Origin of the sequence: Paenibacillus sp. FSL K6-0276, from assembly GCF_037977235.1 — a bacterium.
Taxonomy (GTDB): Bacteria; Bacillota; Bacilli; order Paenibacillales; family Paenibacillaceae; genus Paenibacillus_AQ.
The window spans coordinates 2,724,058-2,737,861 of record NZ_CP150276.1; the positions used below are offsets into that span (position 1 = coordinate 2,724,058).

Consider the following 13,804-nt stretch of genomic DNA (forward strand, 5'->3'; position numbering starts at 1 on the left):
ATTACCTTGGATTATTAATTGAATACATCAAGAACTATATGAAGACCCGGCTCACCTATCGCGCAGATTTTTGGGTAGAGGTGGTGTCGGACCTGCTCTTTCAGGCGACCAACTTTATCTTTATTATGGTGATCTTTATGCATACGGACAGCCTGGGTGGCTGGAATCAGAACGAAGTAGTGTTCGTCTATGGATTCTTTATGGTGCCTTTTGGGGTGTTTAGTTGTTTTGTGAATCTATGGGGATTTAGTGAACGTTACATCGTTAAAGGTGAGATGGACCGCATTTTGACACGTCCGGCGCATAATTTGTTCCAGATCTTCTTGGAAAATGTTGATCCACCAGCACTTATGGGCTCATTCATAGGTATTATTATTATGGCCATCAGTGGTGGCAATCTGGGTCTTCCCTTTGAATGGTGGACGATACCAGCTCTGATCATTCTTACATTAAGTGCGGTTGCTATCTATACGGGGATTTATACAACATTAACTTCATTGTCTTTCTATTCAGATGCACCAACTGGCATTCTTCCGCTAATGTACAATATTCAGACCTATGGCCGTTATCCGGTAACGATCTACAATCGGGCTATTCAGGTATTACTTACGTGGATCATTCCGTTTGCATTCGTCGGAGTCTATCCGGCAGCGCTCTTCCTGCAGCGTGATGAGATGACAAGTCTTGCTCTGATGACACCAGTAGTAGGTGCGATATTCCTTGGGATTGGTCTATTAGCTTGGAGTTATGGGGTTAGAAGATATAAGGGAGCAGGGTCTTGAGTTAAGCCGGGGAAAACAATTGGTTGCTAGTACAACCGCTCAGAGGCAATTCTGAGCGGTTTTTTTATGCTTGTTAGTGCTATTCTATACAATAGATAAGTGAAATCGTCTGTTTCAATGCAGTCTTTTTTCGCTAGAAGATCTTTAGTTATGCTAAAATTGTTAATATATACTAGGTTTTCATCAAGATAACAAGGAGAAGTACACATTGAGTATGATTGAGCTTTTACCGGAACCCAATAATTTAAAGAAAAACATGAAAATTCTTGCATCTTTAAATATTGTATGTTGTCCAGAAGAATGGCTTCGGTTACCATAGTTTTATTCCAGAATCAGATGATAATGTTTCCATAGCATCCATCGATAATGGGTCAGGCGATCATTTGTTTATTATATTTGCGCCTCAAGGAACGATAATCAAAGGTTTTGATCATGAGTCTGAAGTAAGTCCATATGCGCAGGACGAACATGAAGTTTGGCCAGGGATCTATGAAGAAGTCCCAACCTCATTATTGTCTTTACTGGAAGATGAGGCGATAGCTAAGGAAGATGTTACTTTTTGCTTTTGGTATGAAAATAATGACTCGATGTGGCAGCAAGGGAAGGTAGAAATTCCTGATGGAGCAGAAGATGGTTCGGACTTTTTGATAGGGACTATTTTCCGTACAGCTGAGGATTTTGTGGAATTTGCAGAAGGTTATTTTGAACTCACCCTACCCATAGAGATTGTTGCGAAGATTTATGAGGGCGCAGCCATTACGAGAGAGATGATCAAAGCAATAAATCCTGATAGCGACGTAGAGAAAGTTTTTCAGGAGTTAGAGGGGATAGACTGATGGGTAATTATCGATTATGAACAAAAGGAGGAGCATAATGGAGCTTCACATAGATAAGACGAGTACTGATGCTGCAACTGATATATTAAACTGGCGATATGATCCACCCTATGATTTTTACAATAATGAACAATCTTCTGAAGCGATTAGTGAAATGCTTGCAGAATCATATTTTTCCGTATTTGATGAAAATAAAGAGTTGGTAGGGTTCTTCTGTGCAGGAAGCTCAGCGCAGGTTCCAAATGAGTCATATACGTATTCTCAGAGGTTTATAGATATTGGCATAGGGATGAGACCAGAGTTTACAGGGCAGGGAAATGGGACTCTATTTTTCACAGCTGTTCTAAGCCAAATTGATACAATGTTCGAGAAAAGATCAAAACGTCTGACCGTGGCAAAGTTTAATGATAGGGCGATACGATTGTATGAAAAATTGGGATTTAGCCGGGAAGCTGAATTCGTTAAAGGGAGTACTGTGTTTATTGTTATGGTTAAAGTTGAAGTTTGATATCGGACCATTATATTTTAAATGGGATAACAATTTCCGATTACTGGAGAGTAAGCTAATGTGTGACGATAGTTCAATAAATAAAGGGCTGCCGATAGGCAGTCCTTTATTTATGTGCGCCCAGCATGGGCGCTATCTATAGGGTTGAAGTCCCGAATGGCGAAGGCAGTAGTAGCCATTAGCCTAAGGCAAGGGTGTCCATCGCGAGGTGGAATCTGAAGGAAGCCAGCGGCAAATCTCCGGTCTGAGGAACACGAACTTCATACAAGGCTAACGTAGGCTGGATGAGGTTGCATAACAAACCAAAGTCCATACTGTCAAAGGCATACGAGAGTAAATGAAGCAGATAGATGGAGAGGAAGATAGCGTTCTTACCTGGGGAGATCTGTGCGGTAGGCGAAGTCAATTCGTAACCCTGTTTGTGAAAGTAGGCTGAACGCACAGAAGTCAGCAGACGCCATAGTACGCAAGCTGTTGCAACAGCTGCGGAAGGGCTGAACATGAAATAGGTATTTGTACATCCAGGCGTTCAGAGTGGGTAATGAAAGCAGAAAAAAAAACCGAAAGGACCTAACTGAAGAAGGAAGCGGTGAATCCCGTGAGGAGCTTCGGCAGGGCAGAATTCATTCTCTGGCACAAGAGGAAGGTATAAATCACGTAAAGAGAGGTAAAAAAAATGTTGGAGCAACTGCTGTCACGGGAAAATCTTCTGCAAGCCTTAAAGCGTGTTGAAGCGAATAAAGGAAGTTATGGCGTAGATGGGATGTCCGTAAAATCCTTACGAGAACACATCGTACAAAACTGGCAAACCTTGCGGCAAGCGATAGAAGAAGGAATCTATGAACCGAGCCCCGTACGCCGAGTCGAAATCCCGAAACCCGGTGGCGGAGGCGTTAGGTTATTAGGAATACCTACCGTGACAGATCGAATGATTCAACAAGCAATCGCTCAGGTACTAACTCCGTTGTTCGATCCAGAGTTTTCCGACCACAGTTATGGATTTCGTCCGAGAAGGCGAGGACATGATGCGGTAAAGAAAGCTAGAGCATTCATGAAAGAAGGCTATCGATTCGTAGTCGACCTGGACTTGGAGAAATTCTTTGATCGCGTCAACCATGACCGACTGATGATGAAGATTTCGGCTAAAGTGAAGGACAAGAAAGTTCTCCTGCTGATTCGTAAATATCTTCAGTCAGGTGTGATGGAGAACGGGCTAGTAAATACGACAACAGAAGGGACACCGCAAGGTGGTCCACTCAGTCCGTTGTTATCTAACATCGTTTTGGACGAGCTCGACAAGGAACTCGAGAAACGTGGACACCGCTTCGTCCGTTATGCGGACGACTGTAACATCTATGTGAAAACACCAAGAGCAGGAGAGCGAGTGAAGGCATCCGTCATCAGATTCATTGAGACAAGACTAAAACTAAAGGTGAACCAAGCGAAGAGTGCGGTGGACCGCCCATGGAGACGGAAATTTCTTGGGTTTAGCTTTAGTAGTGATAAAGAGCCCAAGGTGAGGATAGCAAAACAGTCCTTGCAGAAAGCGAAGGCTCGAATTCGGGAGATAACGTCCCGGAAGAAAGCGATGCGAATGGAAGAACGAATCCAGGAGCTCAATCGATACTTGATGGGATGGCACGGATATTTCTCGCTGGCGGATACGCCAAGTGCCTTTAAAGCGATGGATATGTGGATTCGAAGGAGATTGCGAATGTGTCTCTGGAAGCAATGGAAGAACCCGAGAACCAAAGTCAAAAGGCTTATATCCTTAGGCGTGCCTAAGGATATAGCTTATGAGTGGGGAAATACTCGGAAAGGATATTGGCGAATTGCAGGGAGTCCAATTCTGCAACGTGCATTGAATAACCAATATTGGGAATCCAATGGATTAAAGAGTGTATTGGACAGATACAACTTCTTACGGAATATTTCATGAACCGCCGTATACCGAACGGTACGTACGGTGGTGTGAGAGGCCGGGGGCTCGCCGCCCCCTCCTACTCGATTGACGGAAGTATTTCTTAATGAGGAGCAAAAACAGGAAATAAAAATAGAATAATTTCTCTTTATCAAAGGTTTATTTACATTTATGATTTTACTAAAGATAAAACCGAGAGGGATAAAAACTGTACATAATTCAAGCGATTTTAATAACTCTCGAAACAATTTTGTGAGTGTGAGTTAGGTTCTAGAGTAGGAATACTTGGAGTGGAAGTGTTATAAATGATGCTTTTCAAAGAGGGGAGTTCGTTATATGTTTGGAATTATGGCTATTTCCGGCCTGTCTTTTCTTCTAGTGGCGATGTTTACGCCGCTGTTGATCTGGACGCTACACAGGCTGGGGCTAACGCAGCCGATTCGCTCCGAGTTACCAGCGGATCATCAGGCCAAACGTGGTACACCGCTTATGGCAGGGTTGGTCCTACTTATTGGTATAGCGATCTCGTTGCAGTTTCATCCCGGATCTCTAATGTTACTCTTATGCGTCACGTTTTTGCTGTTCAGCTCGGTCGGATTTCTGGATGATTTCAAAAAGGCTTTTTGGCAAAATCCGTCCGGTATCACCGGCCGCTCAAAGCTAGTGTTACAATTTATTTTTACTGGAACCATTTTGTATGTGTTGTTCCATTCGTTCGGCCTGACGAGCGATATTGAGTTATTTCAAGGGCACAATCTGCAATTGCCATTGTACCTTTATGTCGGAATCATTTTGCTGTTTGTGGTGGGCTCTGCAAATGCCATCAATTTTACTGACGGTCTTGATGGGCTACTGATCAATGTGGCCATTCCAACGTATTTTTTCTTTTTTATGATTTCGGACAAACCTGAAGTGCAGACATTTTCCCTTGTCATGATTGGCTGTCTGCTTGGGCTTTTCCTTTATAATATTTATCCGGCAAGAGCGTTCATGGGCGATACAGGTTCACTGGCGATTGGTGGCTCGCTTTCCATTTTGGCTGTCATTGAGAAGGTCGAGCTTTTGCTTCCAATTTTGTTTTTTGTCTATTTTGCGGAGCAGTTGTCGGTCATTTTACAAGTTTGGTACTACAAACGAACAAAGCTGCGGCTGTTCCGAATGGCTCCGATCCATTTCCATTTCAGTTTAAAATACGGATGGAGCGAAAACAAAATCGTGATGATATTTGGTTTCATTTCGTGGATGTCCGTACTGCTTTGCTGGTTGATTTGGAAATATCTCATGCACTAAATAACTTTTATATTTACAAATCTATAAAAGTAGATATAATGAAACACATGGAACCTTTAGTGATATTTAAAGCTTTGTCTAACGAGACACGTAGTCAAATTATGATGTGGTTAAAAACTCCGGAGGAATTCTTTGATGAAAAGCCTTATTTACAACAAGGCCTAAGTTTTCGAATTGGTATATGCGTGGGAGATATTCAAGCTAAAGCGGGACTTGCACAGTCTGTTATCTCGAGCTATTTATTGACTATGCAAAAAGCTGGTTTGTTGGAATCTGAGCGAATTGGGAAATGGACGTACTATCGTCGGAATGAGAAGACAATTCAGGAGTTTTCCGAGTATATTAAACAGAAACTATAAATGAGAGGAGGGAAGACTTTTTTTTGATAATACATATCTACAAATCTATATATGTAAATATAAATGGAGGATTATTTTAAAAATGAAAAAGATTAACCCGTTGCTTATCATTATTCTGGCTTTAGGTGTATTTGGTATTATCACTACGGAAATGGGGATTATAGGTGTTCTACCGCAGATAACTCAAAAATTTAATATAACGACTTCACAGACTGGATGGCTTGTAAGTATATTTGCTTTAGTCGTTGCCATTTCTGGTCCATTTCTAACATTACTGGCTTCTGGTATTAATCGTAAAGTTATTCTATTAACGGCTGTACTTATTTTTGCAATTTCAAATGTTGTGTACGCTTATACAACTATGTTTGAAGTAATGCTGATTTTTCGTATTATCCCTGCTATTTTTCATCCTGTCTTTTTTTCAGTTGCTCTTGTTACCGCTGCTCAACTTGTCCCTCCAGAAAAGAGTACTAAAGCAGTTACAAAGGTTTTCGCCGGAATCACAGTCGGGTTTGCTTTTGGTGTGCCTTTGACTTCTTATCTCGCGGACAAAATATCATTAGAAATTGCTTTCCTGTTTGGTGCTGTTGTAAGTATAATTGCCTTTTTAGGGATATTCGCTTGGCTTCCTTCCATGCCTGTTAAAGAAAAAATGTCTTATGGCAAGCAGCTTGGTATATTACGAAAACCCCTATTATGGTTAAACATAGTGACAGTTATTTTTATCTTTGCAGCGATGTTTTCTGTATATAGTTACTTTGCTGAGTATCTTGGTCAAGTAACACATATGAATGGGTCATGGATTAGTATCATGTTAATGGCCTTTGGTATAGTCATGATTTTTGGGAATTTTTTATTTGGGGGCCTTTTACATAAAAGCATTCCAAAGACCGTCATCATGTTTCCTCTGTTATATGCGGTAACTTACTTATTCGTTTATTATCTTGGTTCTTATTTCATTCCAATGGTTGTTATCATCCTCATTTGGGGGGCAGTTCATTCCGGCGGGCTCATTGTCAGTCAAGCATGGTTAACGACTGAGGCGAAAGAGGCTCCCGAATTTGGTAACAGCTTGTTTATCTCATTCTCTAATCTTGGGATTACTATAGGGACTTCTATCGGTGGTTGGTTTATTTCTCATTCGGGTATACATGAACTCAACTGGATTGGACTTATGTTTTCACTGCTTGCTTTCTTAACGATCATAGTCAAAATTAAAATTTCTAAATCTAGCGTAGTCGAAGTAAATGTACATTAACGTGAAAAGATATTCATAAAACAGCGATAGCCAAGTATCTTATTTTTCTGGTACAAGGCTGTCGTGTTTTTCTATATTAAGTCTCTTGTCTTGTATTTTTCACTGTTTTGATTTATTTTAATTAGACCCCATGAAGCTTTTACATATGTTTAAGAAAGAGGTTTATCCATGAGTAAAATGTATCTAGTAAAAATCTGCTTAGCCATTACCCTCCTACTCGGAATAGCTACCGGTTGCACAATCACCGAGCCGTCTACTCCAGATCAAGCTCCATCAATAACAACAAGTCCAAGCCCTAAATCTGATGCTACCGCAAAGAATACAGAAGGGGACAACAGACGTTTATTAGATGCAAAGGTAACACGAGTAGTTGATGGTGACACCATGAAACTGACTATCGACGGTAAAAAAGAAACTATTCGTTTGTTACTAGTTGATACTCCTGAATCCGTTAATCCGAACATTCCTGAGCCACAGCCATTTTCGATAGAAGCCTCTAATTATGCCAAAAAGATGCTTACAGATAAAGATGTGCAAATTGAACTAGATGTATCAGAGCGGGATAAATATGGTCGTCTACTCTGTTATCTCTATATCGATGGCAAAATGTTTAATGAGCTACTGCTAGAGCAGGGTTATGCACGTGTGGCATATGTATTTGCACCTAATACGAAATACGTAGATCAATTTAGAGCTATTCAGGATAAAGCAAGAGAGCAAGGAATCGGCATCTGGAGTATTGAAAATTACGCGCAAAACAATGGTTTTCATGTACCCAAAACGAAATAAACATCTAGTAATCAGGATTTATAGAGCTACCATGAGGTAGCTTTTTTATTTGCTTTCGAATGGTATAATTGTAATATTGTGGTATGATTCCTGTGGTTATGCTAGGGGAGGATCAAAAAAAATAAGTCATTAAGAAAAAGGGTGCTGTTAAATGAGCAAATATATTATGGAGCTAAGAAAACTAGTAGGTTCGAGGCCGCTTATTATGGCAGGAGCTTGCGTTTTATTGTGTAACGAACAGCAATTACTATTACAACGCAGAACGGACAACGGTTGTTGGGGATTACCAGGTGGCTCGATGGAGCTTGGGGAGACTTTGGAAGAGGTTGCTAGAAGGGAGCTTTTTGAGGAGACAGGTTTACAAGCCAGAGGACTTGAATTGTTTGACATGTTCTCTGGACAAGAACTTTATTACAAATATCCAAACGGTGATGAAGTATATAATGTTGTAGCCGCTTACCTATGTACAGAATTTGATGGGGCGCTTAAAGAAGATGGAATTGAAGTGCAAGAAGTCCGTTTTTTTAATTATGGAGAATTGCCTAGCGAGTTGTCACCTCCTGATGTTCCAGTCATTAAGAGATTTATGGATCGTTTTATGAAGTAAGACCACATCTTACTTAAAGTGTCACCTTTCCCAGCGAACCATAATACGATGAATTATGAACCATGACATTAGTCCGGAAAGGTGTGCGATTATGAACGGAACAATCCTAAATTTCTTTGCTGGCGGCAATACGGCACGCGGCTTCTACAACCTCTATGAGTCGTCATTGCAAGGTTTAACACGTCTGTTTGTTTTAAAAGGAGGCCCAGGTACCGGGCAGACCAAGCTAATTCGTGAAATCGGTGATCATATGGCGAAGCAGGGCTATGAGATCTGGTTCATCCACACTGCCTCAGATAACGATTCACTTGACGGAGTCGTTATTCCAAAATTAAATGTAGGAATCGTGGATGGAACAGCTCCGCGTGTAATTAACCCTGAACTTCCTGAGGAGTCAATTGTATACTTAGATTTGGAGCAGGCTGCAGATCAGTTCCAGTTAAGCCAGCACAAGTTGGAAATCGATAATTTAGTGGGAGCAATCAAGCAAGAGCACGAACTCGCTTATGCTGGCTTTGCTGAAGCACTTCGCATTCATGACGAATGGGAAGCGATTTATATCGCTAAAATGAATTATCAAGCAGCCGATGAGCTGACACAGGAGTATATTCAGCTTCTGTATAGTGATCGGAAATTTGAAAAAGCCAGCCGGGTAGATCACCGTTTTTTAGGTGCAGCTACGCCTAAAGGTGCAATGGATTTTGTTCCTAATCTAACTGCAGGATTAAAAAGATATCTGGTTAAAGGACGTGCGGGCTCAGGCAAATCTACACTGTTGAAGAAAATAGCGGCTGAAGGCATCAAGCGTGGCTTCGATGTTGAAATTTACCACTGTGGCTTCGATCCAAATAGCCTTGATATGATTATTGTTCGTGAGCTCGGATTTGCTATTTTTGATAGCACGGCTCCACATGAGTACTACCCAGATCGCGCCACCGACGAGATCGTCGATATGTATTCCCGGTGTATACAGCCTGGCACAGATGAAGAACATTCCGAAGCTATAGCCGGCATTAAAGAACGATATTCGAGCACCATGAAACAATCCACACAACATCTGACAGACGCAAAAGTATTCCTGGATGCGTTAAAGCAAATCTATGCTTCAACCGTGGATTTTGTTCGAGTAGATCAGATTAAATCGCAGATTGTACAGGAAATCAACGAGATTGTTGAAAGTCCACTGGAGGTTTAAACCTTCATTAAAGATCGCTCTCTTAGAGGGCGGTTTTTTTTTAAGAGAAAAGTAATTGGTATGGTTCATACACACCAATGCGGTTATTTCCACTGCAACTGAATCCAAGTATGCTCTCTCTATGAATAAAGTAAAGGGAGAGTCAAACCAATGAATGATCAGAGAATGATGTTTAGATTAGGTCTAAAGGATTCTATCGCAATTGTTGCAGGATTTATCCCTGCTTGTTTTACGTTTGGATTGGTCGGTAAAGGTCTTGGTCTGGGAAGTCTGGAAGTATTCTTATTGTCAGCGCTCGTATTTGCGGAGGCTAGTCAATTTATCGGTGTAAAAATGCTTGCCGCATGAGCCGCCGCTCCAGTGATCTTACTGCTTACCCTAATCATTAACCTTAGATATTTGTTTATCAGCTTATCCTTTGGAAGGCAGCTAAATCGTAATATCAGTTACCTAGCGAGAACCTGAATTGGCTTCAGTTTAACAGAAGAGGTATATGCAGTTAGCATGATCCCACGAGAGTTACCAAATCGTGAATCGGATAATGAAGAAAATAAACAATCATTAGGTCTTCCTTATCTGCTTGGGTTACAAATTCCTCCTTATGTGGCTAACCTGATAGCAACGGCTTCGGGGATAACCCTTGCTTCCAATATCCCAGCTTTATATTTATCGGCGTTAAACACCTCATTATATGTCTTGTTGATTGCACTTGTTGTCCCTCAATTAAAAGGCAGCTTACGAAATAAGATTATTTGCATATCAGCTGCAGGATCATCATGTTTGCTGCATCCCTTACTGGGGAATTCTTCGATCCTTATAGCTATGTTAATCGGCATGGCAGGGGGCTCCTTATTTAGAGTGCAGGTCGAAGCGGAGAAGGGGGTATCCGTATGACTATATTAATCATTATGGGTATGGCTATAATTACTTTTTCATTTCGTTTTGTGCCTTTGCTATTTACGAATCATACGAATGGTTCTAGCAAAGTCCAAGCGCTGCTGGAGTATTTGCCCATAGCGGTTCTTAGTGCGTTAACGGTTCCTGGAATTATTCAGGTGGACCCAGATGTTAATCTTGTGGGTATCGCATCAGGAACTGTCGCTGTTATACTGGTATTAATTAGAAAAATTCCGCTGCTCTTCGTGATTCTAGGCTCTGTTTCCGCAGCACTACTCGTAAAAATGCTTACCATGTATTTTTAAACTAAAGTCGGAACAGAAGGGGAGGACCTCTTATGAAGCATGATTTGCTGATCACACTCGATAAAGAACGACAGATTCCGTTTAGCCGTCAAATTTACGAGCAAGTTCGAAATGCTATTCATTCTGGAGCTTTAAGTGGGGGTGACCCCCTGCCTCCGTCTAGAACTTTGGCCAATCAGCTTGGCGTATCCAGAAGTGTGATCCTTCAATCCTATGAGCTACTTCAGGCAGAAGGTTATCTGGAGATGAGAAAAGGAGCGGGAACGTTTATAGCAGAGTTGACCTTGCAGGAGAAAGTTACCAAAGACTATGAGAGCCCTTACAATTTTATTACTAAGGGACCTGATTTCCTTACGCTTAATCCTCCTTCTACTAGTGAAGTTGATCATTTGAACCCGGTATTCTGTGATTTTCGGCATGGTGTGCCTGCTTGGGATGCGTTTCCTATGGATCAGTGGCAAAAAGCGCTAATGAATGCTTGCCGCCGCGCCTCACCGGATACTTTAGGTTATGGTCCTGCGGAGGGTTCACTGGGACTACGCCGAGAGATTGCACGTTTATTACGTTCAACACGATCCATGCCCGTTGTTCCGGAACAAATTGTGATTACCTCTGGGGCTACGCAAGCTTTGGATATTTTATCGAGGATCTTCTTATTTAAAGGTGATCGTGTCATTGTTGAAGATCCATCACATAGTGTTATGCGTGAAATTTTTTCTTTTGCTGGGGCAGAGGTCATCTCTGTTAAGGTAGATCAAGATGGCATCTGTGTGGAAGAAATCCAAACAAACAGTGATAATGGTAAAGAAGTCAATCTTCAAAAATCACCAAAGTTAGTGTATGTCACTCCTTCTCACCAGTTTCCTTTTGGGATGACACTGTCCTTGAAACGAAGAGTTCAGCTGTTGGATTGGGCCAAAGCTAATCATGCTTTTATTATTGAAGACGATTATGACAGTGAATATAGGTATGAGGGTCCGAAGCTGTCCGCGCTTGCTGGGCTAGATGTAGAAGGTAGAGTGATATATGTTGGCAGCTTTAGTAAAGTATTATTTCCTTCTCTGCGGATAGGTTATGTTGTGTTGCCTCCGGCTTTGATTCAGTCTTTTTTGGCCGTCAAATGGATTACGGGTCGTATGTCTTCTGCTTTGGATCAAGAAGCTTTAGCGGAATTTATTCAGAATGGACACTATGCAAGACATGTTACACAGATGGGAAAGCTGTATGCTTCTCGTAGAGCCTGTCTCGTAAACAGTTTGAATACTGAATTTGGAAGTCGTGTTCGATATTATGGCGAGGAAGCCGGACTGCATTTACTGATTGAGCTGGAGTCGGATGCCGAAGAGAATCGCATTGCTGAAGTAGCGCTCCGTTACGGAGTTCGTGTATATCCTGCATCGTCTTATTTTGTAAGGAGCAAACCCAAAGGGCCAGTATTTCTACTTGGATATTCTAATCTCTCTGAGAACCAAATTAAGATGGGCGTGAACAGACTGATGATAGCCGAAATTGAAGCTGAAGCTGCTGTTAGTAGAAGTCATTTGTAATAAAAAAGTTGGAACTTCATCATATAACTTGCATGTTCCCTCTATAGTTCCAGCCTTCAGGCATTCATAATGAAAGGTGAATATATTTCTATTTCTGGAGGTTATTATGAAACGATTTATTATAGGGATTGATCTCGGTGGGACTAATATCAAAGCAGGAATTTACGATACTGATTTTATTGCTGTAAAAGAAGTATCTACGCCAACAGAAGCTGCTAAAGGTCCCTCACATGTGCTGGGACGGATTAGAGAAGCTGTACGTTTGATTACAGATGAAGTGAATATCCCTTTGAACTTAATAGTAGGTATGGGAATCGGAGTGCCCGGATTACTTGATCCGGTTGCTGGGATTTCTTTTTTCTCGCCGAATTTTCCGGATTGGGAGCACGTACATGTTGTTGACGAGATGAAACAGTTTTACGATTTTCCTATTTTTATTGATAATGATGTGAGAGTTAATCTTTACGGTGAATGGCTACAAGGTGCCGGAAAAGGCTATAACAATCTAGTTCTGATCACACTGGGAACTGGATTGGGATCTGGAATCGTGAACGATGGAAAAGTGATCTACGGTACGTCTTATAGCGCTGGTGAAATCGGGCATATGAATATGTACAGGAACGGACGTCCCTGCAAATGTGGAAGCTCGGGTTGCTTGGGTCGCTATGTGTCCGCGATTGGCATGGTGAATACTTTTAAAGAGAAGCTGAAAGAAGGCCGAACAAGTATTATTCAGACCTGGACTAATAATCAAGAAGAGCAAATTACCGCGTTAATGATATCTGAAGCCTACGAGCTTGGAGACGCCCTCTCTATAGAGGTAATGCAAGAGACAGGTTCTATACTTGGATTTGGCTTAGCGAATGTTGTGAATATCCTCAACCCTGATCTTATTATTGTAGGTGGGGGAATGGCAGCTGCGGGAGACAAACTGCTTCAACCCGTAAGAGAAACTGTAAATCAACATGCGCTGAAGCTATCTGGCAGTAAGTGTAGAATTGTTCAAGCGGAGCTTGGAAGTCGGGCCGGAACTATAGGTGCTGCTTCATATGCATATAGTAAGCTTCAAGATGTAGAGTAACTGATCGTTGCTTAGAATTACTTGTTAATTTAGTTTGGACTGGAACCAGACGGAGCCGCCCGGAATACAACAGTAATAAAATCCGTGGAGGTGCTGTTATGTTTGCAGTCATGCAATTAATAGGTGGAGTGATCCTGTCTTTGGGATGGATTCCTCAGATTGTTCAGATCTTGAAATCAAAATCCGTAGCCGATTTAAATTTGAAGTCGTATTTGCTTATGCTGCTCGGGATTAGTCTAATGGAAGCTTACGCGATCAGTTTGGCGGTTACGGGGGTAGGTTTAGCTTTTTTGATTACAAATACGATGTCCTTATGTGTTGTGTTGCTGGTTATTATTCTAGTGATTAAATATCGAACAAGATAATGAATGAGGCTGCTGGAATATCCACTTACCTCTGATCAATTAGAGCAGGCTGCAATAGACAAGG

General features: G+C 41.5%; 17 protein-coding genes. 16 read left to right on the forward strand and 1 reads right to left on the reverse strand.

Features of this window, described 5'->3' with window-relative positions; genetic code table 11:
• The first annotated feature begins 38 nt into the window (after positions 1-38).
• From MHH52_RS12660 to MHH52_RS12670, 3 genes are all read left to right on the forward strand, one after another.
• On the forward strand, positions 39-782 hold the full coding sequence (locus tag MHH52_RS12660) for an ABC-2 family transporter protein (RefSeq protein ID WP_340009624.1): 744 nt from the start codon (positions 39-41) through the stop codon (positions 780-782).
• Positions 783-1,063: 281 nt separating this feature from the next.
• On the forward strand, positions 1,064-1,618 hold the full coding sequence (locus tag MHH52_RS12665; protein ID WP_340008957.1) for a hypothetical protein: 555 nt from the start codon (positions 1,064-1,066) through the stop codon (positions 1,616-1,618).
• Positions 1,619-1,655: 37 nt separating this feature from the next.
• Positions 1,656-2,126 carry a GNAT family N-acetyltransferase gene (locus tag MHH52_RS12670; protein ID WP_340008958.1) on the forward strand — a complete coding sequence of 157 codons (471 nt, stop codon included), beginning with the start codon at positions 1,656-1,658 and terminating at the stop codon, positions 2,124-2,126.
• A 178-nt stretch (positions 2,127-2,304) separates the two neighbouring features.
• On the opposite strand, the gene MHH52_RS12675 is transcribed toward MHH52_RS12670, so the two are convergent.
• Positions 2,305-2,628 (reverse strand): hypothetical protein, encoded by a 324-nt coding sequence (locus tag MHH52_RS12675; RefSeq protein ID WP_340008959.1) that lies wholly within the window; start codon positions 2,626-2,628, stop codon positions 2,305-2,307.
• 174 nt (positions 2,629-2,802) lie between these two features.
• On the opposite strand from MHH52_RS12675, the gene ltrA reads away from it, so the two are divergent.
• From ltrA to MHH52_RS12740, 13 genes are all read left to right on the forward strand, one after another.
• Positions 2,803-4,065, forward strand: coding sequence for a group II intron reverse transcriptase/maturase (ltrA, locus tag MHH52_RS12680; protein ID WP_340008960.1), 1,263 nt, complete (start codon positions 2,803-2,805; stop codon positions 4,063-4,065).
• A 318-nt stretch (positions 4,066-4,383) separates the two neighbouring features.
• Positions 4,384-5,337 carry a phospho-N-acetylmuramoyl-pentapeptide-transferase gene (gene mraY / locus MHH52_RS12685; protein ID WP_340008961.1) on the forward strand — a complete coding sequence of 318 codons (954 nt, stop codon included), beginning with the start codon at positions 4,384-4,386 and terminating at the stop codon, positions 5,335-5,337.
• A gap of 47 nt (positions 5,338-5,384) precedes the next feature.
• A complete protein-coding gene (locus MHH52_RS12690) occupies positions 5,385-5,696 on the forward strand; it encodes a winged helix-turn-helix transcriptional regulator (RefSeq protein WP_149644331.1) in 312 nt (103 codons plus the stop codon).
• A gap of 82 nt (positions 5,697-5,778) precedes the next feature.
• Positions 5,779-6,954: an MFS transporter gene (locus MHH52_RS12695; RefSeq protein WP_340008963.1), complete on the forward strand. Its 1,176-nt coding sequence runs from the start codon at positions 5,779-5,781 to the stop codon at positions 6,952-6,954.
• Positions 6,955-7,122: 168 nt separating this feature from the next.
• On the forward strand, positions 7,123-7,743 hold the full coding sequence (locus tag MHH52_RS12700) for a thermonuclease family protein (RefSeq protein ID WP_340008964.1): 621 nt from the start codon (positions 7,123-7,125) through the stop codon (positions 7,741-7,743).
• Positions 7,744-7,894: 151 nt separating this feature from the next.
• Complete coding sequence (locus tag MHH52_RS12705) at positions 7,895-8,350, forward strand: NUDIX hydrolase (RefSeq protein WP_340008965.1); 456 nt, start codon at positions 7,895-7,897, stop codon at positions 8,348-8,350.
• A gap of 91 nt (positions 8,351-8,441) precedes the next feature.
• Positions 8,442-9,545: a PRK06851 family protein gene (locus tag MHH52_RS12710; RefSeq protein WP_340008966.1), complete on the forward strand. Its 1,104-nt coding sequence runs from the start codon at positions 8,442-8,444 to the stop codon at positions 9,543-9,545.
• A 150-nt stretch (positions 9,546-9,695) separates the two neighbouring features.
• Complete coding sequence (locus tag MHH52_RS12715) at positions 9,696-9,893, forward strand: AzlC family ABC transporter permease (protein WP_340008968.1); 198 nt, start codon at positions 9,696-9,698, stop codon at positions 9,891-9,893.
• 156 nt (positions 9,894-10,049) lie between these two features.
• Positions 10,050-10,439: a hypothetical protein gene (locus tag MHH52_RS12720; RefSeq protein ID WP_313639646.1), complete on the forward strand. Its 390-nt coding sequence runs from the start codon at positions 10,050-10,052 to the stop codon at positions 10,437-10,439.
• Positions 10,436-10,747 carry an AzlD domain-containing protein gene (locus tag MHH52_RS12725; protein WP_313639645.1) on the forward strand — a complete coding sequence of 104 codons (312 nt, stop codon included), beginning with the start codon at positions 10,436-10,438 and terminating at the stop codon, positions 10,745-10,747. The genes MHH52_RS12720 and MHH52_RS12725 overlap by 4 nt, the downstream gene beginning before the upstream one ends.
• Positions 10,748-10,779: 32 nt before the next feature.
• Positions 10,780-12,294 carry a PLP-dependent aminotransferase family protein gene (locus MHH52_RS12730; RefSeq protein ID WP_340008970.1) on the forward strand — a complete coding sequence of 505 codons (1,515 nt, stop codon included), beginning with the start codon at positions 10,780-10,782 and terminating at the stop codon, positions 12,292-12,294.
• A gap of 106 nt (positions 12,295-12,400) precedes the next feature.
• A complete protein-coding gene (locus MHH52_RS12735; protein ID WP_313639643.1) occupies positions 12,401-13,375 on the forward strand; it encodes an ROK family protein in 975 nt (324 codons plus the stop codon).
• Between the two features lie 98 nt (positions 13,376-13,473).
• Positions 13,474-13,740 carry a PQ-loop domain-containing transporter gene (locus MHH52_RS12740; protein ID WP_313639641.1) on the forward strand — a complete coding sequence of 89 codons (267 nt, stop codon included), beginning with the start codon at positions 13,474-13,476 and terminating at the stop codon, positions 13,738-13,740.
• The last annotated feature ends 64 nt before the right edge of the window (positions 13,741-13,804 follow it).